General features: G+C 63.3%; 23 protein-coding genes. 15 read left to right on the top strand and 8 right to left on the bottom strand.

Annotated elements, in window-relative coordinates; all coding sequences use genetic code 11:
* Positions 1-3: 3 nt before the first annotated feature.
* Positions 4-1,032 (bottom strand): UDP-N-acetylmuramate dehydrogenase, encoded by a 1,029-nt coding sequence (gene murB / locus I4X03_RS06545; protein ID WP_223467290.1) that lies wholly within the window; start codon positions 1,030-1,032, stop codon positions 4-6.
* Between the two features lie 135 nt (positions 1,033-1,167).
* Here murB and I4X03_RS06540 point away from each other — a divergent pair, with 135 nt between their 5' ends.
* The 3 genes from I4X03_RS06540 (at position 1,168) to I4X03_RS06530 (ending at position 5,544) form a co-directional block, all read left to right on the top strand.
* Positions 1,168-1,653, top strand: coding sequence for a YajQ family cyclic di-GMP-binding protein (locus I4X03_RS06540; RefSeq protein WP_223467288.1), 486 nt, complete (start codon positions 1,168-1,170; stop codon positions 1,651-1,653).
* A gap of 129 nt (positions 1,654-1,782) precedes the next feature.
* Positions 1,783-3,048: a nitronate monooxygenase gene (locus I4X03_RS06535; protein WP_223467286.1), complete on the top strand. Its 1,266-nt coding sequence runs from the start codon at positions 1,783-1,785 to the stop codon at positions 3,046-3,048.
* Between the two features lie 111 nt (positions 3,049-3,159).
* A complete protein-coding gene (locus I4X03_RS06530; RefSeq protein WP_223467284.1) occupies positions 3,160-5,544 on the top strand; it encodes a sensor domain-containing protein in 2,385 nt (794 codons plus the stop codon).
* Between the two features lie 3 nt (positions 5,545-5,547).
* On the opposite strand, the gene I4X03_RS06525 is transcribed toward I4X03_RS06530, so the two are convergent.
* Positions 5,548-6,486 carry an exopolyphosphatase gene (locus tag I4X03_RS06525; protein WP_223467282.1) on the bottom strand — a complete coding sequence of 313 codons (939 nt, stop codon included), beginning with the start codon at positions 6,484-6,486 and terminating at the stop codon, positions 5,548-5,550.
* Between the two features lie 294 nt (positions 6,487-6,780).
* Between I4X03_RS06525 and I4X03_RS06520 the strand changes: the two genes are divergently transcribed.
* The 4 genes from I4X03_RS06520 (at position 6,781) to I4X03_RS06505 (ending at position 11,400) form a co-directional block, all read left to right on the top strand.
* Complete coding sequence (locus I4X03_RS06520; protein ID WP_223467280.1) at positions 6,781-8,037, top strand: sensor histidine kinase; 1,257 nt, start codon at positions 6,781-6,783, stop codon at positions 8,035-8,037.
* 64 nt (positions 8,038-8,101) lie between these two features.
* Entirely contained in the window at positions 8,102-8,863 is a 762-nt protein-coding gene (locus I4X03_RS06515; protein ID WP_223467278.1) for a LytR/AlgR family response regulator transcription factor, read from the top strand.
* Between the two features lie 286 nt (positions 8,864-9,149).
* The gene (locus I4X03_RS06510) at positions 9,150-10,265 is read left to right on the top strand and encodes a PAS domain-containing sensor histidine kinase (protein WP_223467276.1); all 1,116 of its coding nucleotides are present in this window, start codon (positions 9,150-9,152) and stop codon (positions 10,263-10,265) included.
* A 124-nt stretch (positions 10,266-10,389) separates the two neighbouring features.
* Positions 10,390-11,400 (top strand): porin, encoded by a 1,011-nt coding sequence (locus I4X03_RS06505; RefSeq protein ID WP_223467274.1) that lies wholly within the window; start codon positions 10,390-10,392, stop codon positions 11,398-11,400.
* Positions 11,401-11,590: 190 nt separating this feature from the next.
* Here the strand turns inward: I4X03_RS06505 and I4X03_RS06500 are convergent, their stop codons facing one another.
* Positions 11,591-12,241 (bottom strand): class I SAM-dependent methyltransferase, encoded by a 651-nt coding sequence (locus tag I4X03_RS06500; protein ID WP_223467273.1) that lies wholly within the window; start codon positions 12,239-12,241, stop codon positions 11,591-11,593.
* Between the two features lie 8 nt (positions 12,242-12,249).
* Positions 12,250-13,191, bottom strand: coding sequence for a CysB family HTH-type transcriptional regulator (locus tag I4X03_RS06495; protein ID WP_223467271.1), 942 nt, complete (start codon positions 13,189-13,191; stop codon positions 12,250-12,252).
* 186 nt (positions 13,192-13,377) lie between these two features.
* Between I4X03_RS06495 and I4X03_RS06490 the strand changes: the two genes are divergently transcribed.
* The 6 genes from I4X03_RS06490 to cobA are packed head-to-tail and all read left to right on the top strand — an operon-like array spanning position 13,378 to position 19,395.
* Positions 13,378-15,066: a nitrite/sulfite reductase gene (locus tag I4X03_RS06490; RefSeq protein ID WP_223467269.1), complete on the top strand. Its 1,689-nt coding sequence runs from the start codon at positions 13,378-13,380 to the stop codon at positions 15,064-15,066.
* Entirely contained in the window at positions 15,059-15,619 is a 561-nt protein-coding gene (locus I4X03_RS06485) for a DUF934 domain-containing protein (RefSeq protein ID WP_223467267.1), read from the top strand. The genes I4X03_RS06490 and I4X03_RS06485 overlap by 8 nt, the downstream gene beginning before the upstream one ends.
* An 11-nt stretch (positions 15,620-15,630) precedes the next feature.
* Complete coding sequence (locus tag I4X03_RS06480; protein WP_223467264.1) at positions 15,631-16,344, top strand: phosphoadenylyl-sulfate reductase; 714 nt, start codon at positions 15,631-15,633, stop codon at positions 16,342-16,344.
* Between the two features lie 31 nt (positions 16,345-16,375).
* Positions 16,376-17,314, top strand: a complete 939-nt coding sequence (gene cysD / locus I4X03_RS06475; protein ID WP_223467261.1) for a sulfate adenylyltransferase subunit CysD — start codon at positions 16,376-16,378, stop codon at positions 17,312-17,314.
* On the top strand, positions 17,314-18,624 hold the full coding sequence (locus I4X03_RS06470) for a sulfate adenylyltransferase subunit 1 (RefSeq protein ID WP_223467259.1): 1,311 nt from the start codon (positions 17,314-17,316) through the stop codon (positions 18,622-18,624). Before cysD ends, I4X03_RS06470 begins: the two co-directional genes overlap by 1 nt.
* A 12-nt stretch (positions 18,625-18,636) precedes the next feature.
* Positions 18,637-19,395, top strand: coding sequence for a uroporphyrinogen-III C-methyltransferase (gene cobA / locus I4X03_RS06465; RefSeq protein WP_223467257.1), 759 nt, complete (start codon positions 18,637-18,639; stop codon positions 19,393-19,395).
* Positions 19,396-19,428: 33 nt separating this feature from the next.
* Here the strand turns inward: cobA and I4X03_RS06460 are convergent, their stop codons facing one another.
* On the bottom strand, positions 19,429-19,866 hold the full coding sequence (locus tag I4X03_RS06460) for a hypothetical protein (protein WP_223467256.1): 438 nt from the start codon (positions 19,864-19,866) through the stop codon (positions 19,429-19,431).
* Positions 19,867-20,068: 202 nt separating this feature from the next.
* Between I4X03_RS06460 and hemP the strand changes: the two genes are divergently transcribed.
* Complete coding sequence (gene hemP / locus I4X03_RS06455; protein ID WP_223467254.1) at positions 20,069-20,260, top strand: hemin uptake protein HemP; 192 nt, start codon at positions 20,069-20,071, stop codon at positions 20,258-20,260.
* A 69-nt stretch (positions 20,261-20,329) separates the two neighbouring features.
* Positions 20,330-20,650, top strand: coding sequence for a hypothetical protein (locus I4X03_RS06450; RefSeq protein ID WP_223467252.1), 321 nt, complete (start codon positions 20,330-20,332; stop codon positions 20,648-20,650).
* A gap of 12 nt (positions 20,651-20,662) precedes the next feature.
* Here the strand turns inward: I4X03_RS06450 and I4X03_RS06445 are convergent, their stop codons facing one another.
* Genes I4X03_RS06445 through lptF form a run of 3 tightly spaced genes read right to left on the bottom strand, consistent with a single transcriptional unit; the run spans position 20,663 to position 23,297 of the window.
* A complete protein-coding gene (locus I4X03_RS06445; protein WP_223467250.1) occupies positions 20,663-21,037 on the bottom strand; it encodes a sirohydrochlorin chelatase in 375 nt (124 codons plus the stop codon).
* Positions 21,037-22,194: an LPS export ABC transporter permease LptG gene (gene lptG, locus I4X03_RS06440; protein WP_223467248.1), complete on the bottom strand. Its 1,158-nt coding sequence runs from the start codon at positions 22,192-22,194 to the stop codon at positions 21,037-21,039. The genes I4X03_RS06445 and lptG overlap by 1 nt, the downstream gene beginning before the upstream one ends.
* Entirely contained in the window at positions 22,194-23,297 is a 1,104-nt protein-coding gene (gene lptF, locus I4X03_RS06435; RefSeq protein ID WP_370660488.1) for an LPS export ABC transporter permease LptF, read from the bottom strand. The genes lptG and lptF overlap by 1 nt, the downstream gene beginning before the upstream one ends.
* Positions 23,298-23,343 lie beyond the last annotated feature (46 nt).

Here is a 23,343-nt window from a genome sequence, read left to right as displayed (position 1 = left end):
GGCTTAGACGAACACCGGTTCCGGGTCGAGCATGACCCCGTAGCGCGCGTGGACGTCGGCCTGGATGGCGCGCGCCAGCGCCAGCACCTCGGCGCCGCTGGCGCCGCCGTTATTCACCAGCACCAGCGCCTGTTTCGGATACACGCCGGCCGCGCCCAGGTTCCTGCCCTTCCATCCGCACTGGTCGATCAGCCAGCCGGCCGCCAGCTTTTCGCTGCCGTCCGGCTGCGCGTGGTGTACCAGCGCGGGGAACTGCGCCAGCAGCTGCGCGCACTGTTCGCGCGTGACGACCGGGTTCTTGAAGAAGCTGCCGGCGTTGCCGATGACCGCCGGATCGGGCAGCTTGCGGCGGCGGATCGCCACCACGGTGTCGCTGACCTGCTGCGGCGTCGGCCGTTCAACGCCGGCCTCCAGCAGCGCCTGCGCCAGTTCGGCGTAGCGCAGGTTGGGCTGCCAGGCGCGCGGCAACGCGAACGTCACGTCGATGATCGCCAGGCCCTGTCCGTCCGCATGCTTGAACACGCTGTCGCGGTAGCCGAAGCGGCAGGCCGCGGCATCCATCGTGCGCACCATGCCGCTGGCCATGTCGAACACGGTCAGCGAATGGAACACGTCCTTGATCTCGGCCCCGTACGCGCCGATGTTCTGGATCGGCGCGGCGCCCACGGTGCCCGGGATGAGCGACATGTTTTCCAGCCCGCCCAGGCCCTGCTCCAGCGTGTACTGGACGAAGCCGTGCCAGTTTTCGCCGGCCGCGCCGCGCACCAGCACGTGGCTCGCGGTCTCGCCGACGATGTCCTTGCCGGCGCCGCTCATGTGCAGCACCAGGCCGTCGAAGTCGCGCGTGAGCAGCAGGTTGCTGCCGCCGCCGAGCAGCAGGCGCGGCATTGACGCCAGCTGCGCATCGGCCATCACGGCGGCCAGCTCGGCCGCGCCGCTCACGCGCAGGTAGCGCCGCGCGGTGGCGGCCAGGCCGAAGGTATTGAGCGACTTGAGCGGGAAATCGTGTTCGATGGCGAGGTGTGGATGCATGTTGTACCGGGTTTTTTGCTCGATTATAGGGTACCGGCCCAATTTTCCGGCATCGGGAGCGACGATGGGGGCCGGTTGTCCGTTAAAATATCGGCATTCTACAATTAGCAAGTAAAACAACAGAGGAACACTACCATGCCATCGTTTGACGTCGTCTCAGAAGCAGACATGATTGAAGTGAAAAACGCGGTCGAGCAATCGAACAAGGAAATCACCACCCGCTTCGACTTCAAAGGCAGTTCGGCCAAGGTCGAGCAGAAAGAGGCGGAACTGACCGCCTACGCCGATTCCGACTTCCAGCTGTCGCAAGTGCGCGATGTCTTGATCAACAAAATGTCCAAGCGCAAGGTCGACGTGCGCTTCCTCGACGAAGGCAAGATCGAAAAGATCGGCGGCGACAAGGTCAAGCAGGTCATCAAGGTCAAGAACGGCATCGAAACCGACGACGCCAAGAAGATCGTCAAGGTCATCAAGGATAGCAAGATGAAGGTGCAGGCCAGCATCCAGGGCGAATCGGTGCGCGTCACCGGCGCCAAGCGTGACGACCTGCAGGCGGCGATGCAGATGCTGCGCAAGGATGTGCCGGACATGCCGCTGGAATTTAACAATTTTCGCGATTAAGTATTGCCCTGCACACAGCTCAACAGCCGCGCTTTTGGGCATTTTTGCCCATCGGAGTAGAATGGCGGGTGCGCAACGCGCCAACGGCAGCGTGCCGCACCCTGGAAACTCGGTAGTCTAAGGATAGCAATGAAACGTGTTGATGATTTCCGCCTGCGTCTGGGCAACAAGGAATATGTTCCCATCATGATTGGCGGAATGGGCGTCGATATTTCGACTTCCGAACTGGCACTGGAAGCGGCGCGCCTCGGCGGCATCGGCCATATTTCCGACGCGATGGTGCAGGATGTGTCGGACCGCAAGTTCGATACCACCTTTGTCAAAGACAAGACCAAGACCTACAAGTTCAACATCAACAACATGGACAAGGCGGTTGTCCAGTTCGACCTCGAACGCCTGGCCGAGGCCACCCGCCTTCACGTCGGCTCGACCATGGCGGCGAAAAAAGGCGAGGGCCTGATCTTCGTGAACTGCATGGAAAAGCTGACCATGAATTCGCCGAAGGAAACCCTGCGCACCCGGCTGTCGGCGGCGCTGGATGCCGGCATCGACGGCATCACGATGTCGGCCGGCCTGCACCTGGGCTCGTTCGCGCTGATCGCCGACCACCCGCGCTTCCGCGACGCCTACCTTGGCATCATCGTCTCGTCGGTACGCGCGCTGCAGCTGTTCCTGCGCAAGGTGTCCAAGCTCGACCGCTTGCCCGACTACATCATCGTCGAAGGCCCGCTGGCGGGCGGCCACCTCGGCTTCGGGCTCGACTGGGCCGAGTACGACCTGCACACGATCATGGACGAAATCCACGCCTTCATGCGCGCGGAAAACCTCGACATTCCGCTGATCGCCGCCGGCGGCATCTTCACCGGCAGCGACGCGGTCAGCTTCCTTGAAAAAGGCGCCGGCGGGGTCCAGGTGGCAACCCGCTTCACCGTCACCCACGAGTGCGGCCTGCCCGACAGCGTCAAGCAGGAATACTACAAGGCCTCGGAAGAAGACATCATCGTCAACGGCGTATCGCCGACCGGCTATCCGATGCGGATGCTGAAGAACACCCCGGCGATCGGCTCGGGCATCCGGCCAGGCTGCGAATCGTATGGCTACCTGCTGGACGCGACCGGCAATTGTTCGTACATTAATTCGTACAACCGCGAAGTGATGGCGAATCCGGACGCCAAGCAGGTGGTGGTGATGGACAAGACCTGCCTGTGCACGCACATGCGCAACTTCAATTGCTGGACCTGCGGGCATTACACCTATCGCCTGAAGGACACCACCCACAAGCTGGCCGACGGCACTTACCAGGTCTTGTCGGCGGAACACGTGTTCAAGGATTACCAGTTCAGCGTCGACAACCAGCTCGCGCTGCCAGAGAAGCAGGAATCCGCGCTCGCCTGAGCCGCCCCGCCCTGTTGAGAAGCCCGCGCCCGCCGCGGGCTTTTTTCATTGCGGCCGAGCCCGCGAACCAAGTGTCAATCAATGTGTCAAACCTTGGGTCAAGGGGACCACATGCTCGTCAGCGAAGATACGGACATTGCCGCATTGCTCACCGATGCGGAAGGCAAGGTTGTCAGTTGGAACGAGCGCTGTGAAAAGCTGTTTGGCATCCCCGCATCCGCGGTGCTTGGACGCGCGTTGCACGAGCTGCTCGGCGTGGCAGCCGGCGACATGCACCCCGATCGCTGGACAGGCGCCGGCAAGCACTGCGACGTGCTGGAACTGACCATTGCGCTGCCCGACGGCGCGCACCGCGGCGTCGAACTGACCCTGCTCCCCCAATACACAGGCAATGGCGATCTCAGCGGCGCGGTCGGCTTCCTGGTGGCCGCGCCCAGCGGCCAGGAACTGTCGCTAGTGGGCCGCATGCCGCTCAGCAGCGTCATCGACGTGCTTCCCGGTACCTTCTACGTCATCCGCGAAGATGGCACCTTCGCGCTGTGGAACAAAACCCTGGAACGCGTCACCGCGATGACGCCCGAGGAGCTCAAGGCCGCGCATGCGCTCGACATGTACGATATCACCGATAAGCGCATCATCGACGCCAAGGTCAGGGAAGTGTTCCAGCACGACGCCCAGGCCTTCGTCGAGGCCAACTACCTCGACAAGTACGGCAACGCCACGCCTTACCTGCTGTGCGGCGCGCGCATCGAATGCCGCGGCCGCTATTACCTGTGCGGCATGGGGCTCGACCTGACCGACCGGCGCGCCCAGGAAGAAGTGCTGCGGGTGCGCGAACGCGCGCTGCATGCCACCAGCAACGGCCTGGTGATCACCCGCTGCGCCAGGGACGATAACCCGATCGAATACGTCAACCCGGCGTTCGAGCGCATTTCCGGCTACTCGGCGAGCGAGGTCATCGGCCGCGATTCACGCTTCATGGCCGCGCCTGGCCTCGACGAAGAACAACGCGACCGCCTGCGCAAGGCGATCCGCGCGCGCCAGCAAGTCAATGTGGTGTTTCGCAACCTGCGCCGCAACGGCGAGCTGTTCTGGAATGACCTGACCGTCACCCCGGTGGCCGATGGCACCGGCAAGGTCACCCACTATATCGGCGTGATCAACGATGTCACCGCGCTCCGCCAGCGTACCGCGCTGCTCGAGCACGAAGTCAACCACGACCCGCTGACCGGCCTGGCCAACCGCACCTTGCTGTGGGACCGGCTCGACCATGCCATCCACATGGCCCAGCGCAACAAGACGCTGGTGGCCACCGCGCTGATCGACCTCAACGGCTTCAAGCAGATCAACGACGGCTATGGCCATGAAGCCGGCGACGAGGTGCTGAAGGTCGTCGCCAGGCGCCTGCAGGCCTCGGTGCGCGAGAGCGACACGGTGGCGCGCCTGTCGGGCGATGAGTTCGTGCTGGTGCTGGTCAACCAGCCGTCCCTGCGCTATACGGTGCGCATGGTCGAGCGCCTGCGCGCGGCGCTGTCGCGCCCCGTGGTGTTCGACACCACCGTGATTGCCACCGGCGCGGCGATCGGCGTCAGCGTGTATCCGCACGACGGCGCCGACGCGGTCAGCCTGGTGCGGGCGGCCGATGTCGCCATGTACCACGCCAAGGCGGCGCGCGAGCACCGGGCCTGCTTCTTCTCGGCCGACATGACCTCGACCACGGAAGCGAAGCAAAAGCGCGAAGACACGATGCGCCAGGCGCTCGCCGATCATCAGCTGTTCCTGCTGTTCCAGCCGCGCGTCGACCTGCACACCGGCTGCATTAACGCGCTCGAGGCGCTGGTGCGCTGGCGCCACCCCGAGCACGGCGTGCTGCTGCCCGCGGCATTCCTGTCCGATGCCGAGGACAACGGCATGATCGTCGAGATCGGCCGCGAGGTGCTGGAGCAGGCCTGCGCTTTCCTCGTCCGGCGCGCGCGCGCAGGCGTGGCGCTGTTGCCGATCGCCGTCAATTCCTCGTCGCGCGAATTCAGCGACCCGGGCTATGTGGCGCATATCGCCGCGGCGCTCGAGCGCCACGGGCTGGCGCCGGGCATGCTGGAAATCGAGCTGCGTGAAGACGGGCTCAACAGCAATCACCAGCTGGGGTTCGACATCATGACCCAATTGCGCGACCTGGGCGTGCGCCGCTCGCTCGACGCGTTCGGCGAGGGGATGTGCGACCTGAACTACATGCAGAGGCTGCCGCTCACCCACGTCAAGGTGGCGCGCGCGGCGATCAACCGGATCACCGACGAGGCGCGCAGCGGTGCGGTGGTCAAGGCGCTGATCGACATCGGCCATGACCTGGGCGTGCGCGTGATCGCCAAAGGCGTCGAGACGCGCACCCAGATGGAGTTCCTGCGCCTGAACGACTGCGACGAAATGCAGGGCCGCCTGTTTTCCGAGCCGGTGTCCGAATCGGCATTGCGGGCCATGCTGGCCGCCACGCCGGCCTGAGCCTCAGCCTTCGCTGGTGATGCGGTAGCTGAGCGCGCCAAGCACATCGTCGGCCATGTCGTTGGCGACCTGGCAGGTGCCGGCGTTCTCATGCCCGCCGCCGCCGTATTCGAGCATCAAGGCGCCGATATTGGTGCGCGAGCTGCGGTTGAGAATCGATTTACCGGTCGCGAACACGGTGTTCTGGTTTTTCAGTCCCCACAGCACATGGATGGAGATATTCGTCTCCGGATACAGCGCGTAGATAATGAATCGGTTGCCGGCGAAGATCACTTCTTCGCCGCGCAGGTCGAGCACGACCAGGTTCTTGTCGACCTTCGCGCATGTGCGGATCTGGTCCTTGCATTTCTGGCTGTGTTCGAAATACAAGGTGGTGCGTTCCTGCACGTCGGGCATGGCCATGATCTCGTCGATGGTATGGTCCTTGCACGCATCGATCAGCGCCATCATCAGGCTGTAATTGGAGATGCGGAAATCGCGGAAGCGGCCCAGCCCGGTGCGCGCATCCATCAGGAAGTTCAGCAGGTCCCACCCTTGCGGATCGAGCACTTCTTCGCGCGAGAAATTGGCGGAATCGCCCTTGTCGACGGCGGCCATCATGGCGCCCCAGGCCAGCGGGAATTCGCTGGCGCCGCCATAATAGTCGTACACCACGCGGGCGGCCGATGGCGCCCGCGGATCGATGACGTGATTGGCGCGCTCGCCCTTGTTGCGCAGGGTTTCCGACAGGTGGTGGTCGAACGCCAGATGGACGCCCGGCACGAACGGCAGGTTGGTGGTGATGTCGCGATCGCTGACGCTGATCTTGCCGTCCTGCATGTCCTTCGGGTGGACAAACAGGATCTCGTCGATCATGCCAAGGTGCTTGAGCAGGACGGCGCAAACCAGGCCGTCGAAGTCGCTGCGCGTAACAAGGCGGAATGTGGTGGTTTCAGCAGACATGGCGTTTCCTTCCATCAGAAAGAACAACAGGCCGAAGCGGCCCGGGCGATTGGTTATAGTACGCCAGCAGGTTTCATATTTGCACTAATCGTCTGCTTCCTTGCTGAGCAACAAGTTTCACGCGCATTCCAGTAGCCCGATTATGCAGACTGTCGCAAAGGGATGGCCCAGCAGCGGTGCGCAGCTTACAGTTGCACCATCCCAACAGAATTTAACAGGGCAAAATGGCTTTTCCAGCTGCGCGGGCTTACACTGCGTGACAAAAAAGCATAACGCCCACGGAAAACGAATCACATGCCAGCCCGCCCTCCTCTCCAGCAATCATTCGCCAGCAGCCTCGCGTGGTTGCACAAAGGCTTTGACGCGACAGCAACCTGGGTCACCCAGCTGTCGTGGTGGAAGTTTTTCCTGTTCGCCGCGCTGTCGCTGATCGCCGCCTCGATCGTGCAGGAAGAACTGTTCTCCGGCAGCGGCGGCCCAGCGGTGGTGCGCAGCGACAGCAAGCCGGGCAAGCGCAACGCCGACGAGCCGCACATCGTCATCGACGATACCGGCATCCGTTTCAATCCGCGCAAGGGCAAGGTGCCGGCGCCGCCGGAACCGCCGCAGCCGCCGGAACCGGGCGAACTGCCGGTGCCGCCGGCGCCGGGCGAATTGCCGGTGCCGCCAGCGGCCGCCAACGCCAACCCGGACGACGGCTCGGTGCACATCGAACTGCCGCCGCAGATCGGCGAAGAGTTGTCGAACGCGATCGAGGAAGCGGTCGACGACATGGCCGAGCAGAAAGTGGAGCGCTATCACAACCAGGCCTCGACCTGGTTCAAGAGCTTCGTCTCCTTGCTGCTGCTGGCGCTGTTCGCGACCAAGGCGCTGATGGGCGGCAAAAAGCGCGCCGAAGCGGAAACCCAGAACGCCAACGCGGCCGCCGAGCGCGAATCGATGCAGCGCCAGCTGTCGGAAGCGCGCATGCAGATGATGCAGGCCCAGGTCGAACCGCACTTCCTGTTCAACACGCTGGCCTCGGTCGAATACCTGATCGAAACCAACCCGCCGCGCGCCTCGGCCATGCAGCGCAGCCTGATCCAGTACCTGCGCGCGGTGCTGCCGCAGATGCGCGATAACGCCGTCGTCACCAACCTGGGCCGCGAGGCGGACATGGTCAAGGCGTACCTGAACCTGCTCAAGATGCGCATGGAAGAACGGTTGACGGTCGACATGCAGATTCCGGACGAGCTGCGCAGCGCGGCCTTCCCGCCGATGATGCTGCAGTCGATGGTCGAGAACGCGATCAAGCACGGTCTCGAATGCAAGCCCGAAGGCGGCACCCTGAAGATCGTCGCCGAAGTGGCCGGCAGCAAGCTGCGCGTGATCGTGTCCGATGACGGGGTCGGCTTCGGCGTGCATCCGAGCGACGGCACGGGACTTGGCTTGCCGACGATCCGCGAGCGCCTCAAGTTGTTGCATGGCGACCAGGGCAAGCTGACCATCACGGCCAACGCGCCAAGCGGCGTCATCGCGACTATCGAAGTTCCCTACCAGGTGTCGAAGTAAGCGATTGATTTACGCCGGGTTTCATTGAATAATTGTCACTCTTCCTTTTAAAGCTGACCGACTCATGCCTACCGCAATTATTGCCGACGATGAAAGACTGATGCGCGACCAACTGCGCCTGCGACTGGGCCAGGTGTGGCCCGAACTGGAGATCATCGGCGAGGCAAAGAATGGCGAAGAGGCAGTCGACCTGGTGCGCGAACTCAAGCCCGACCTGACCTTCCTCGACATCCGCATGCCGGGCAAGACCGGCATGGAAGCGGCGCGCGAGATCGGCGCGCAAAGCAATGTCGTGTTCGTGACCGCCTACGATCAGTACGCCGTTGAAGCGTTCGAGCGCGGCGCCGTCGATTACGTGCTCAAACCGCCCGAGCAGGAACGCCTGCAGATTACCGTCGACCGCCTCAAGGCGCGCCTGGCCAAGCCGAACGAGCCCGTCGCCGAGAGCGTCACGGCGATGCTGTCGCAGCTGGCCGAGAAGATGTCGAAGCCGAAACCGACTTACCTGCAATGGATCCAGGCCAGCATCGGCCAGGACCTGCGCATGATTCCGGTGGAGGAAATCCTGTTCTTCCGCTCGGATGAGAAATACACCTGCGTGCAGACCGAAAAATTCGAGGCGCTGATCCGCAAGCCGGTGCGCGACCTGGCCGAGGAACTCGACCCGGCGCTGTTCTGGCAGATCCACCGCGCCACCCTGGTCAACGTGAATGCCATCGAAGGCGTCACGCGCGACATCCGCGGGCGCCACCTGGTGCTGATCAAGGGCCGTCCCGACAAGCTCGAAGTGAGCCGCAGCTTCCTGCACCTGTTCAAGCAAATGTAATCCGCCGATGCGGCCCCGCCGCATCGCGAATCCGGCGCTCCGGCGCTCCGGCATCGCAACCTTGCCTGGTCCGGGACAAAGCCGGCGCGCTGGACTGTGTCGATTCCATACGACACGTCCACCGCGTTAATTCTTTCCGCATCGCAAAGCTTGCTCAACATCAAGGCACGGAAAAATTCTCCCACGTATCGTGTGTGGAGGGTTCGCAGCCGCGCGCCCGTTTTTGCCGGGCTTGCTTATGTCTGAGATGCGTCGATCAGGTAAGGGTTTTCAAGCGGTCGTGTTTATGATCGGCATCGCCAGTGGCGCGGTAGCGGCACGCCTGATCAAGACCGGCCGCGCCCCGCGCCTGCTGCGCAACCGCAGCCCGGGCATCATCGAAAATGCCAGCGACGCCATCATCTCGACCGATGAAATGCAGAACATCGTGCTGGCCAACCCGTCCGCGGCCGCGATGTTCTCGACCACCGTGGCCGATATGCAAGGCAGCCCGCTGTCGCACTTCATCAGTCCCGACCCGGTGCTGCTGGCCAGCGCCGGCTCGGCGCCCAACGTCTCGGCCTGGTTCAGCGCCGGCCGCAGCGGCCGCCGCGCCACCGATTATGCGGTGACCGGCGTGCGTGCCGGCGGCGAAACCTTTCCGCTCGAAGGATCGGTGTCGAGCAGCACCGAAAGCGGCGAATCGCTCTACACCATCATCCTGCGCGACGTCACCGAACGCCAGCAGGTGCAGGAAAAGCTGTCGCGCTCGCACGCCCAGCTGCGCCAGCTGTCGGCGGCGCTGCAGACCATCCGCGAAGAAGAGCGCACCCACATCGCGCGCGAGCTGCACGACGACCTCGGCCAGCTGCTGGCGTCGCTGCGCATGGACCTGGCCTTGCTGAAGCAACAGCCCGGCGCCGGCGCCGACGCGCTGCGCCTGATGAACGGCATGGAAGAGAACCTGCTGACCGCGATCACCTCGCTGCGCCGCATCGCCACCAACCTGCGCCCGCGCGCCCTCGATGAAGGCGGCCTGTTCTTTGCCCTGCAAGGCCTGCGCGACGACTTCGTCGAACGCTACGCGATCCCGGTCGAGCTGTACGCCGACGAGAACGAACTGCGCCTCGACGATGGCGCCAGCACCGCCGTGTTCCGCATCGTGCAGGAAGCGCTGACCAATATCGCCCGCCATGCCGACGCCAGCCTGGTCAACCTGAACCTGTACCGCACCGACCACCAGCTGCTGGTGACGATCCGCGACAACGGCCGCGGCATCACGCCCGACGACATGGAGAAAGCCCAGTCGCTGGGCCTGGTCGGCATGCGCGAACGGGTGTGGGCGATGAACGGCGAAATCACCATCAGCGCCGAAGAACCGCCGGGCACCCGTATTGAAATTGTTTTACCTCTTCCTGACTGACAGCGGCCGTTGTTAATTCACCACACTTACCGTCCATGTCATGAAGTTGACACACCGGCCAGCTAGCATGGCCTTCGATTCTTAGCAGTTACTGTAGCAATCTTGAACCTTAATGGAGATCTTCATGCAACGAAAACTCTTGGCAGCTGCCTTGTTCGCGTCCCTTCCACTCGTCGCGGCAGCGCAGTCGAGCGTCACCATCTACGGTATCGCCGATGCGTCGATCGCACGTGAAGACACCGACGTGGCTGGCGGCAGCCGGACCGTCGTCAACTCGGGCAACCAGTCGAGCAGCCGTATCGGCTTCCGCGGCACCGAAGACCTGGGCAACGGCCTGAAAGCCATCTTCAACCTGGAAGCAGGCGTTGCACTTGACACCGGCGCTGGCGATTCGGCGCTGTTCGGCCGCCGCGCGGTAGTTGGCCTGGAAGGTGGTTTCGGCCTGATCACCATCGGCCGCGAATACACCCCGATCGCCTCGATCGCCGGCCAGTCCGACATTCTCGGCCAGGGCTTCTACGGCACCAACCTGTCGTCGTTCAACGCCACCCGCCTCACCCGTCGCCTGAGCAACTCGGTCAACTACAAGAGCAGCACGATGAGCGGCTTCCGCGTCACGGCCGCCTACGGCCTGGGTGAAACCGGCACCGGCCCATCGCTCGACACCGCTGGTGTTGGCCTGGAATACGCCAACGGCGGCCTGTTCCTCGGCGCCGGCTACCACCAGGTCGAGCGCCTGGCGACCGGCGACGACAAGGAATACGCCTTCGGCGCGGGCTACAAGTTCGGCGCGATTGAAGTCAAGGGCAACTACATGGTCGGCGACCGTACCGGCGCGAACAACAAGTTCGAGCAGATGAACCTGGGCGCGGCAATGGCAGTTGGCGGCGCGGGCAAGGTCTTCGTCAACGTCCAGCGCAACGAGCAGGCCTCGGCCAAAGGCAACCTGATCGCCCTGGCCTACAGCCACTCGCTGTCGAAGCGCACCAACGTGTACACCACACTGGCGTCGATGCGCAACAACGGCGCTGGCACCTTCGGCATCAACGCCTCGGGCGTGAACGTCACCCCGCCGGCGACGGCGCCGGGTGCTGACCCGACCGCACTGGCGATCGGCATGCGCCACTCGTTCTAAGCACGGCCTGCAACAAGCAGAAAGCCCGGACAAGTCCGGGCTTTTTTCATTCCAAAAACATTCCAAAATCGGGGACAGACCACCATTTTAGAATCTTCTAAAATGGTGGTCTGCGTGACCCGGTCTGTCCCCGATTTTGGAACTACTAAAATGGTGGTCAGCGTGACCCGGTCTGTCCCCGATTTTGGAACTATTTCAGGCGGCAGGTCAGCAGCCAGTAGTAGTCGAGGCGCGTGATCTTGATCTCGCGAACCGATGAGCCCAGCTTCTTGCGCAGGCCGCTGTCGGACGGGTAGTTCTTTGGAATTTCGTAGCGCTGGCCATCTTCCGCCGTGCGGATCTGGAAGGTGTTGCCTTCGAGGTCGGTGCGCGCGACGGTGTCGCTGCTGCCCTCGACGTAGCAGTCGTCCAGCAGTACCAGCATCGTGTCTTTGCCGACTTTTTTGCTCAGCTGGGCGAGCAAGCGTTCCTGGTCGGCACGCTGCACGTGCGACCACCAGAAGCCGATGAAGATCGCCGTGAAACTGCCGAGGTCGGCCGGCAGGTCGTAGGCGTCGGCCACGCGGTACTGCACCTTGTCGGCCGGCAGCCCGCGCAGCTTTGCCATCTCGATCATCTGTGGATTGATGTCGGTCGCCAGCACCGAGTCGGCGCTGTCTGCGATGACGCGGGTCCAGTAGCCAGGACCGCAGGCCAGTTCCAGTACCACGTGCCCGCTCAGGGTCTCGGCGAGCAGGTCGCGCATCTCGGCCAGGTCGTCCTGGCGCTCGGGTTTGTCGTACACGCGGTCGTGGCTGGAGGCGCTCTTGGCGTAAAATTCTGCGGATCGTTCGGTAATCATGTTCTTGTTTAAAGCTCGTAAGTGTCTTTGGTGCCGCTCATGGCCGATTCGACCAGTTTGCGGTTCAGGGTTGGGGCCAGCAGCTCGATGAAGGTGTACACATAGCTGCGCAGGTAGGAGCCCTGCTTGATCGCGACGCGCGAGGTGTTCATGCCAAATAGCTGGCCGACGGAAATGGCACGCAGGTTCTTGTCGCGCTCCGCATCGAAAGCCATGCCGGCGATGATGCCGATTCCCATGCCAAGTTCGACATAGGTCTTGATGACGTCGGCATCGATCGCTTCGAGCAGCACGTCCGGCTTCAGCCCGCGCAGCGAGAATGCATGGTCGATCTTGCTGCGCCCGGCAAAGGCGCTGTCGTAGGTAATCAATGGATAGCTGGCGATTTCTTCCAGCGACACCGCTTTCGATTTTAGCAGCGGGTGGTCGGCCGGCACCACCACCACGTGCTCCCATTGGTAGCACGGCAAGGTGATCAGCCCGTCCACGCTGGCAATGGACTCGGTGGCAATGGCCAGGTCGGCCTGGTCGCGCTGGACCATGTCGGCAATTTGGCGCGGGTTGCCCTGCAGCAGCGAAAGCCGCACCTTCGGATACTTCAGCATGAAGGCCTGCACCACCCTGGGCAAGGTGTAGCGCGCCTGCGTGTGGGTGCAGGCGATGGTAAAGCTGCCGCTGTCCTGGGCGGCAAATTCCTTGCCGATCCGCTTCAGGCTATCAATTTCCTGCATGACAACTTCGACCGACTCCAGCACCAGCCTTCCAGGCTCTGTCAGGCCGCGGATACGCTTGCCGTGGCGGGTGAAGATATCGACGCCCAACTCCTCCTCCAGCTCGATAATCGCCTTCGACACCCCGGGCTGCGAGGTGAACAAGGCCTTGGCGGCGTCGGTCAGGTTGTAATTCTGTCGCACGGCTTCGCGTACGAAGCGTAATTGATGGAGGTTCATTGCCCTTTTTCTCAGTAAAACTCGCGATACCCGCATTTTATAAGATTGCTATATGCCTCATACGCATATAAGCAAATAAATTCTCAGTCGTTTGGAATAAACGGCAAATTCCTTAGTATTGAGGCTAGTTTGGGGGAATTCTCACACCATCCGCCCACAAAACAGAGCAACAACCAGGATCCGAACATGTATCGCTATGACCAATATGACCATCTGATCGTCCGCGAGCGCATCGCCCAGTACCGCGACCAGGTCGCGCGCCGCCTCAATGACGAACTGGCGGAAGAAGAATTCCTGCCGCTGCGCCTGCAAAATGGCCTGTACATGCAGCGCCACGCCTACATGCTGCGTATCGCCGTGCCCTATGGACTGCTGTCGTCGGCGCAAATGCGCATGTTCGGCCATATCGCGCGCAAGTACGACCGCGGCTACGGCCACTTCACCACGCGCCAGAATATCCAGTTCAATTGGATCGAGCTCGAGCACACGCCGGACATCCTGACCGACCTGGCCTCGGTCGAAATGCACGCCATCCAGACCTCCGGCAACTGCATCCGCAATATCACCACCGACGAATTCGCCGGCGTCGCGGCCGACGAGCACATCGACCCGCGCCCGTTTTGCGAAGTGCTGCGCCAGTGGAGCACCTTTCATCCCGAGTTCGCCGCCCTGCCGCGCAAATTCAAGGTCGCCATCAATGGCGCGGTCGAAGACCGCGCCGCCATCGCCGTGCATGACATCGGCCTGACGGTGCTGCGCAACGAAGCGGGCGAAATCGGCTTCAAGGTGATGGTCGGCGGCGGCATGGGCCGCACCCCCATCCTCGGCAGCGTGGTGCGCGAGTTCCTGCCATGGCAGCACATGCTGACCTACATCGAAGCGATCATGCGGGTGTATAACCTGCACGGCCGCCGCGACAACAAGTACAAGGCGCGCATCAAGATCCTTGTCAAAGCAGTCGGACTCGAAGAATTCGCCCGCCAGGTCGAGCAGGAATGGACCGACCTGAAGGACAGCCCGTCCACGCTGACCGAAGAAGAAATGGCGCGCATCTCCGCTTACTTCCCGCTGCCGGCGTACGAGACCCTGCCTTCGACCGACCCGCGCGCCGGCCACGAAGACAACAAGGCCTTCGCCAACTGGCTGCAGCGTAACGTCAAGCCGCACAAGGTGCCGGGCTACAGCGCGGTCGTGCTGTCGCTGAAAAAGCCCGGCGTGCCGCCGGGCGACGCGACCGCCGCGCAGATCGATTTTGTGGCCGACATGGCCGACCGCTACAGCTTCGGCGAACTGCGCGTGACGCATGAACAGAACCTGGTGCTGGCCGACGTCAGACAATCGGACCTGTTCACCGTCTGGCAGCAAGTGAAGGCGCAAGGCCTGGCCACGCCGAACATCGGCCTCCTGACCGACATGATCTGCTGCCCGGGCGGCGACTTCTGCTCGCTGGCGAACGCCAAGTCGATCCCGATCGCGGCCGCGATCGCGCACCGCTTCGAGAACATCGACTTCCAGCACGACATCGGCGAGATCGAACTGAACATGTCCGGCTGTATCAACGCCTGCGGCCACCACCACGTCGGCACCATCGGCATCCTCGGCGTCGACAAGGACGGCAGCGAGTGGTACCAGGTCTCGATCGGCGGCGCGCAGGGTAACAACTCGGCCATCGGCAAGATCATCGGGCCGTCGTTCTCGGCGCACCAGATGCCGGAAGTGATCGACCGCCTGCTGCAGGTCTACGTACGCGAGCGCACCGAGGAGGAACGCTTCCTCGATACCGTCCAGCGCCTGGGCGTCGCGCCATTCAAGGAACATGTATATGCCACGCCGATTGCGTCCGGCGCACTGGTAGGGGAAGACGAATATGCTTGAAGTTAGCCACCCGCAGATCATCAAGGGCCATGAAGTGGTCGCCGACGACTGGACCGTCCTGCGCCTGGAAGAAGGCGAAACCGCCGATGCCGTGGCTGTCCGCGAAGGCAAGGTCATCGTACCGCTGGCCGTGTGGCTGGCGCAGCGCGACACGCTGGCCGCGCGCGCGCAGATCGGCGTCTGGATCGCGCCGGCCGAACAGCCGGAACTGCTCAAGGGCGACCTCGACAAGTTCGCCGTGGTTGCCATCGACTTCCCGAAGTTTACCGATGGCCGCGGCTATTCGATCGCCTACAACCTGCGCATGCGCCTGGCCTACAAGGGCGAACTGCGCGCCATCGGCGACGTGCTGCGCGACCAGCTGTTCGCGATGCACCGTGTCGGTTTCGATGCCTACGCCACGCGCCCGGACCGCAGCATCCATGACGCGGTCAAGGGCCTGACCGTGTTCTCCGAGGTCTACCAGGCGTCGGTCGACGTGACTGCGCCGCTGTTCCGCCGCCAGCACCGCGAAGTGCGCACCGACAGCGGCGACGTAGGCTACGGCATCTGAAGGACAGCGCCATGCCAGACATCGACCTCATCGCATCCACCCGCGCCACGCTCGAACGCATCGCCGGCGAGTTTTCGCCCGCGGTGTTCGCATCGAGCCTGGCGGCTGAAGACATGGTGCTCACGGACCTGATCCTGAAGGCCCGGCTGCCGATCGCGATCTTCTCGCTGGAGACCGGCCGCCTGCATCCAGAGACGCTGGCGGTGCTCGACGCGGTGAAGGACAAGTACGGCTACGAGGTGCAGCTGTACCGGCCGCAGGCCGACGCCGTCGAGCGCTATGTCACCGAGAACGGCCGCGACGCGTTCTACAACAGCATCGAGATGCGCCGCGAGTGCTGCCGCATCCGCAAGGTCGAACCGCTCGGCCGCGCCCTGGCCGGCAAAAAAGCCTGGGTCACGGGCCAGCGCCGGGCCCAGTCGGCCACGCGCACCGACCTGGCAATCCAGGAAGACGATCCGGCGCACGGCATGGTCAAGTTCAATCCGCTGGCCGATTGGTCGGAAGACGATGTCTGGAACTACATCCGCGCCAACGACGTGCCGTACAACGCCCTGCACGACCAGGGCTACCCGTCGATCGGCTGCGCACCGTGCACCCGCGCCGTCGAACCGGGCGAGGATGTCCGCGCCGGCCGCTGGTGGTGGGAGAACCCGGAGTCGAAGGAATGCGGGCTGCACATCGTCGACGGCAAACTGATTCGCATTAAACCAGTGGCCGCGTAAAGCGCCACAAGAGAAAACAGGTACAGCTACCATGAACACACTCACCGACAAGACGCACCTGCTCGCCGACGTCAACGCGCGCCACCTCGACGCGCTGGAATCGGAAGCGATCCACATCATGCGCGAGGTAGCGGCTGAATGCGCCAACCCTGCCCTGCTGTTCTCCGGCGGTAAAGACTCGGTGGTGCTGCTGCGCCTGGCGGAGAAGGCCTTCCGCCCGGGTAAGTTCCCGTTCCCGCTGGTGCATATCGACACCGGCCATAACTTCGACGAAGTCATCACCTTCCGCGATGCGCGCGTGGCCGAGCTGGGCGAGCGCCTGATCGTCGGCAGCGTCGAAGACTCGATCAAGCGCGGCACCGTGCGCCTGCGGCACCCTGCCACCGATTCGCGCAATGCCGCGCAGGCAGTCACGCTGCTGGAAACCATCGCCGAACATGGCTTCGACGCCTGCATCGGCGGCGCCCGCCGCGACGAAGAAAAGGCCCGCGCCAAGGAGCGCATCTTTTCGTTCCGCGACGAATTCGGCCAGTGGGACCCGAAGGCCCAGCGCCCCGAACTCTGGGACCTGTACAACACCCGCGTGCACCCGGGCGAGAACATGCGCGTGTTTCCGATCTCGAACTGGACTGAGCTCGACGTGTGGCAGTACATCCAGCGCGAAAAGCTGGCGCTGCCGCCGATCTACTTCGCGCACGAGCGCCAGGTCATTCCGCGCAACGGCCTGCTGGTGCCGCTGACGCCGCTGACGCCTGCGCGCGACGGTGAAACGGTCGAGACGCAGGTGGTGCGCTTCCGCACCGTCGGCGATATCTCGTGCACCTGCCCTGTGAGCTCGGACGCGGCGACGGTCGAAGCGATCATCGCCGAAACCGCCGTCACCCAGATCACCGAACGCGGCGCCACCCGGATGGACGACCAGACCTCCGAAGCCTCGATGGAAAAACGCAAGAAAGCAGGATACTTCTGATGAACGCCATGACTGACAACCTCACCGGACAAAGCGGACTGCTCCGCTTTATCACCGCCGGCTCCGTCGATGACGGCAAGAGCACCTTGATCGGCCGCCTGCTGTTCGACAGCAAAGGCATTTTCGCCGACCAGCTGGACGCGATGTCGCGCTCGAAGCACAAGCGCACCGTGGGCGACGCGGTCGACCTGTCGCTGCTGACCGACGGTCTCGAAGCCGAGCGCGAACAGGGCATCACGATCGACGTGGCCTACCGCTACTTCGCCACGCCGCGCCGCAAGTTCATCATCGCCGACACGCCCGGCCATGAGCAGTACACCCGCAACATGGTCACCGGCGCCTCGACGGCCGACGCGGTGATCATCCTGGTCGATGTATCGAAGGTCAAGCTGCGCGAGGACGGCGGCGTCGACCTGCTGATCCAGACCAAGCGCCATTCGACCATCGCGCACCTGCTGCAGATCGAACACGTGATCGTCGCTGTCAACAAGATGGACCTGGTGAACTACGACCAGTCGGTGTACGACCGCATCGTCAAGGCCTACCAGGAATTCGCCGCGACACTGGGCCTGAAGGACATCACGCCGATTCCGCTGTCCGCCCTCACCGGCGACAACGTCGTCGAGCGCAGCGACAAGATGGCCTGGTACGACGGCCCGCCGCTGATCGAGCTGCTCGAATCGCTGTCGGTGTACGATGAATCGCACGAGGCGCCATTCCGCTTCCCGGTGCAGCTGGTGGCGCGCCACAACGGCCACGAAGCCAACGACTTCCGCGGCTACATGGGCCGCATCGAAGCGGGCAAGGTCAGCGTCGGCGACAAGCTGGTGGTGCAGCCGTCCGGCCAGAGCGCCACCGTCAAGGACATCCTGACATTCGAGGGATCGCATCAGAGCGCCGCGGTCGGCCAGTCGGTTACACTGATGCTGAACGAATACCTCGACATCTCGCGCGGCGACCTGCTGGCCGGCAGTGCGCAGCCGGCCACGCTGCTCAAGAACCTGAGCGCGGACGTGTGCTGGATGTCGGATGAGCCGCTGGACCTGCGCCGCAAGTACTGGATCAAGCACGGCACCAAGCAGACCGCGGCCAAGGTGACGGCAATCGATACGCTGTTGGACATCAACACCCAGCAGCGCCATGGCGCAGACGGCCTGAAGCTGAACGACATCGCACGCATCGCGCTGACCGTGCAGCAGCCCCTGGCCGCCGACGCCTACGATGATATCCGCGCCACCGGTGCGTTTATCCTGATCGATGAAGTCACGCACCAGACCGTCGCGGCGGGCATGATCCGCCTGGCGCAATAACAGGAGAGCAGCATGGCAGCACTCGGAAAAGTCTACCTGATCGGCGCGGGTCCTGGAGCCCAGGACCTGGTCACGCTACGCGGCGCGCGCCTGCTGGCGCAAGCCGACGTGGTGCTGCACGACGCGCTGGTCACGTCCGAGATGCTCGAACTGTGCCCGCAAGCGCTCAAGATCGCGGTCGGCAAGCGCTGCGGCCAGCTGTCGACCGCGCAAGCCTTCATCAACAAGCAGCTGGTCGATAACGCGCTCAAGTACCCGCTTGTAGTGCGCCTCAAAGGCGGCGACCCGATGCTGTTCGGCCGCGCCGACGAAGAACTGCGCGCGCTGGAAGAAGCCGGCATCGAGGTGGAAGTTGTACCCGGCATCACCACCGCGCTGGCGGCAGCGGCGGCGACGAAGCAGCCGCTGACCAAGCGCGGCGTCTCGCGCAGCGTCGCCTTTTTCACGTCCAGCACCGCGCCGGAACTCGATGGGCAAACCGCAATTCCCGATACCGACACGCTGGTGCAGTACATGGGTGGACGCGAGGCGACGGCAACGGCGCAGCGGCTGCTGGAACAGGGCCGCCGTCCGGATACGCCAGTGGTCGTGATTGAAAACTGCAGCCGCCCCGACCAGCGCATCTTCCGCCTGACGATCGAGACGCTGGCGCGCGGCCTCGGCGCCGCGCACGGTCCCGTGCTGGTGATGCTGGGCGATGCGATGCACCAGCGCGCGCACCAGCCACTCGACGCCGACGATGCGGAGCCTGAGCAACGCCGCAGCGCTTAGCCATGGCGGCCATGGCGGCGAGGCGTTTCTGCCTCAGGCGATGTATTTGAGATCGTGCTCGCCGATTTCCCATAGCAGCCGGTCGGCCACCACGTAGGTCTGCTGCGCCACGGCCTGAAGCTGTTCGATCGCAGCGCCCAGCCGCTCCCCGCCCCAACCCGCGCACGATTCAGGCGGGACCGCCGCCATCTCGCAGCGAATGTTGCAGATATCTTCTTTCAGCCCCTTGAGCATGGCCCGGATCGAGAAGTCCGCGTCGACCGCTTCGCGGAACGCGCCAGCGACCAGGCTCGCCTCAAACGACGTGATTTTGCGGCCCATTGCCGTGAGCCGATTCGACAGCGACTCGATCTTGCGGGCGCAGCGCAGCCGCCTTAGAACCGGCGGCATCAGGGCGCGCCAATGCCCTTTTGCACGGTGTAGCGCAAGCAGGATTTCGCAAACGAGGATTTTCCAGGCAAGTGTCAGCATCGCATGCTCGTTCCGGTACCCGGACAACGCCCAGGTGTTCAGTCGAGTGTGTGCCGCTTTAAAAACCGCGTCAAACGTGCGCGCGCCGCGGCGGCTGATGCAGAACAAGGTTCAACGATTTGATCGCGCAGCGGGCGCGCGGCTTGCATTCGCCACCAAGATCGGACATAATCCAAATGAGAATAATTCTCATTCATTGAAAATGCCGACGACAAAACATCCCGCTGCCGCTGACCTGGCGCGCCCCAGCGATGACGCCCCCAGGACCGGTCACGTTCCGCGCCTCGACAGCCGCCACCTGTTCGGCCAGGGCAAGTCCGTGCAGATCGAGCACGAGGGCAAGGTGTACCAGTTGCGGGTCACCCGCCTGGGCAAGCTGATCCTGACCGCCTGACTTCATCCAGCCAGCCATCCGCGCACCACAGCGGTAGCCAGCCAATCACCTCAATTTTAGGAGCATTGCATGGCTATCGAACTTTCGACCAGGGCAATTGAAGAGCCTGGCAACCTGTCCACCCAGCCCGAGCTGCTGGTGTCGGCCGCGCTGCACCTGATGTCGCACTACAGCACGCGCGGCGATGACGCCAGCACCTGCCTGAAGCTGGCCTCCGTCATCGAACGGCACCTGAAGGCGCTGGCCGGTCACGGCGACCTGGCGCCGGTGCTGCGCGCCACGTGCGAGCAGTTGTCGGAGCAGTGGGCCGGCATGGTCGAGCAGGCGATCCCTGCGCGCCAACACGTCAGCTTGCTCGACCGGGTGTTCGGCACCGCGCCGCCCCGGTAAGACGACGCGCGATTACGGCCTGGCGGCCTTGACGCAGTAGTCGGTCATCGCCTTGAGCACGTCCGGGTCTTCGCCGACCGCGCCGGACACCGTGATCGTCACGCTTGGGTGAATCAGGCGCAGCTCGTCGACCATCAGCGGCAGATCGCGCAGCACATGCGCGCCCTGCCCCAGGAACACCGGCACCACGGTGATATCGGTGGCGCCGGTGGCCACCAGCGCGGTGACCTGCGGCTGCAGGCGCGGCTCCATCAGCTCGAGGTAGGCCAGCGTCACCTTCACCTCGGGCATGCGCCGCTGCGTCATGTCGCGCAGGCGCTCGAACGGGGCTTTCCACGATTCGGCGCGGGCGCCGTGGGCAAACAGGATCAGTGCACGGTTTTCCATCAGTGTCTTTCGACCCACCACAAGGCGCCCAGCGCCAGCAGCAGGAATAACAAGCTCGGCGCAACCGCCGTGAAGAAAGCCGGCCAGGTACTGAGCAGGCCGAGGTGCGAGAACAGCGTGTTTATCAGGATGAAGCTCACCCCGATCATGATACCGATGAAGATCTTCAGGCTGACGCCGCCGCTGCGCGTGTGCAGGTAGGCGAACGGCAGCGCCAGCGCCATCAGCACGAAGATCGCGAACGGGTCGATCAGCTTCTTCCAGAAGGCGATCTTGAAGCGGTCGGTCTCCTGGCGGTTCTCGGCCAGGTGACGGGTGTACACCGCCAGTTCATTGGCCGACATGCGCTCCGGGTCGGCCGAGGAGACCAGCAGGATCTTCGGCGTGATTTCGGACGTCAGCGCCATGCTTTCGAGCTTGCGGGTCGTGACGGCGCTGCTCTCCTGGCCGAAAGTCGCCAGCGCCTGCGCGTCGGGGCTGGCGGAGCTGGTAAACAGGGTCTCGGTCACGTCGTCGAGGCGCCACTTGTTCTTGCCCTCAAATACGCCTGACTTCGCGGTAATCAGCGAACGCATGCGGAAGTTGTTATCGAACTCGTAGAGCTTGACGTCGACCAGGCGGCCATCCGGACGGAACTCGCTGACGTTGAAAAAACGCGTGCCGACGACATCGCCCTTGACGCCGTCGCTGCGCACGACGTCCTTGGTCCACATGCCCGACTTGAACTGCTGCGACACCGACGCGCCCTGCGCATTGAGCCTGATCTGTTCGGCCCACGGCGCGGTGCGCGGCGTGATCAGCTCACCGAAGACGAAGGTAATCACCACCAGCACCACGCCGATCTTGAAGAGCATCGCGGCGGCCATCTGGGTCGACATGCTCGAGGCGCGCATGATCGTAAATTCGGACGACGACGCAAACTGCGCCATCGTGTAGATGGTGCCGATCAGCGCGGCCACCGGCATCACTTCATACACGTGGCCCGGCACCAGCATCAGTACATACAGGAAGGCGTGCTGGATCTCGTAGCCGTCCTTGCCGACGTCCGGCAGTTCGCTGGTAAGGTCCATGAACGAGATCAGCGCCAGGAATGCGACCAGTACGAAAGCGACGGCCTGCAGGATCGAGACCGCGAAATAGCGTTGAAGTACTTTCATCAGGCAGGTACTCCTTTGCGCGCGGCGCGCAATCGCTTGAAGGCGCCCCACAGCACCAATGGGTGATAGCGGTGATTCGGGTTGACGCGCCATGCGAACAGCAGCACCACGCACAGGGCGGCGATGAAGTGCAGCGGCCACGAGGCAGCGGAGAAGTCCATCTTGCCCTGCCTGATCGCCGCTTCGGCCATTTTCTCGAGGTTTTTGTAGGTGAAGAAGATCAGCAAGGCGAGGATCAGGTTGGCCGCGCTGCCGGCGCGCGGATTGACGAAGCCAAGCGGGATCGCCAGCAGCATCAGGATCAGGCAGCTGACCGGCGCGGCCACGCGCTTGAGCAGCTCAGCGAGCGTATAGCGGTTAGGCGTGGCCAGCAGCGCCGGCGTCGACAAGGTGTCGACCGGCAGGTCGGCCCCCAGCGCCGGCACCTTGGTCGTGATGCGCATGCTGTAGCGGTCGAACTCCATCGACTGGAAATCGGCTTGCCCTGGTATCCCGTGATAGCGCCGTCCGTTCTTCAGCACCAGGAACTGGCTGCCGTCCGGCTGGCGCTCGATCACGCCCTCCTTTGCCACCACCACCGTGTTGCCGTCTTTTTCAACCGTATTGACGAACACGTTCTGCACCACCGTCGATTCGCCCGACACGCCTTCGACGAAGAACACGCGGTTGCTCGATGTCGATTCCTTGAACTGGCCAGGCGAGACCTTCTTGAGGTCTTCGCGCTTTTCGAAGCGCTGGACGAACTCTTCGCTTTTGAGCTTGGCCCACGGCGTGGCCACCATGCTCAAGGCGGCGGTCAATGCGACCAGCGGCAAACCGAACGTCAGTACAGGCCGGATCCAGCGCAGCAGCGAGATGCCGGAGGCGAACCACACCACCATCTCGGAGTCGCGGTAGCTGCGGGTGATGGCAACCAGCACTGAAATAAAACTGGTGAGAATCAGGATAGTTGGCAGATAATTCAGGATTGCAAAGCCGATCAGCGCGAGCACGTCGCCCGAGTCGACTTTGCCGCCCGCAGCCTTGCCGAGGATGGAAATCAAGGTCCAGGTTGCCAGGACCGAAAACAGGATCGTAAAGGTAGCGCCGGCGGCACTCGCCAATTCACGTCTTAAGGCGCGTTGAAAGATCATTAGAAAGATATAATCG

This window comes from Massilia soli (assembly GCF_016809835.1).
Taxonomy (GTDB): domain Bacteria; phylum Pseudomonadota; class Gammaproteobacteria; order Burkholderiales; family Burkholderiaceae_D; genus Telluria_A; species Telluria_A soli.
The sequence above is the reverse complement of the archived record's forward strand: the minus strand, read 5'-3'. Positions and strand labels throughout refer to the sequence as shown.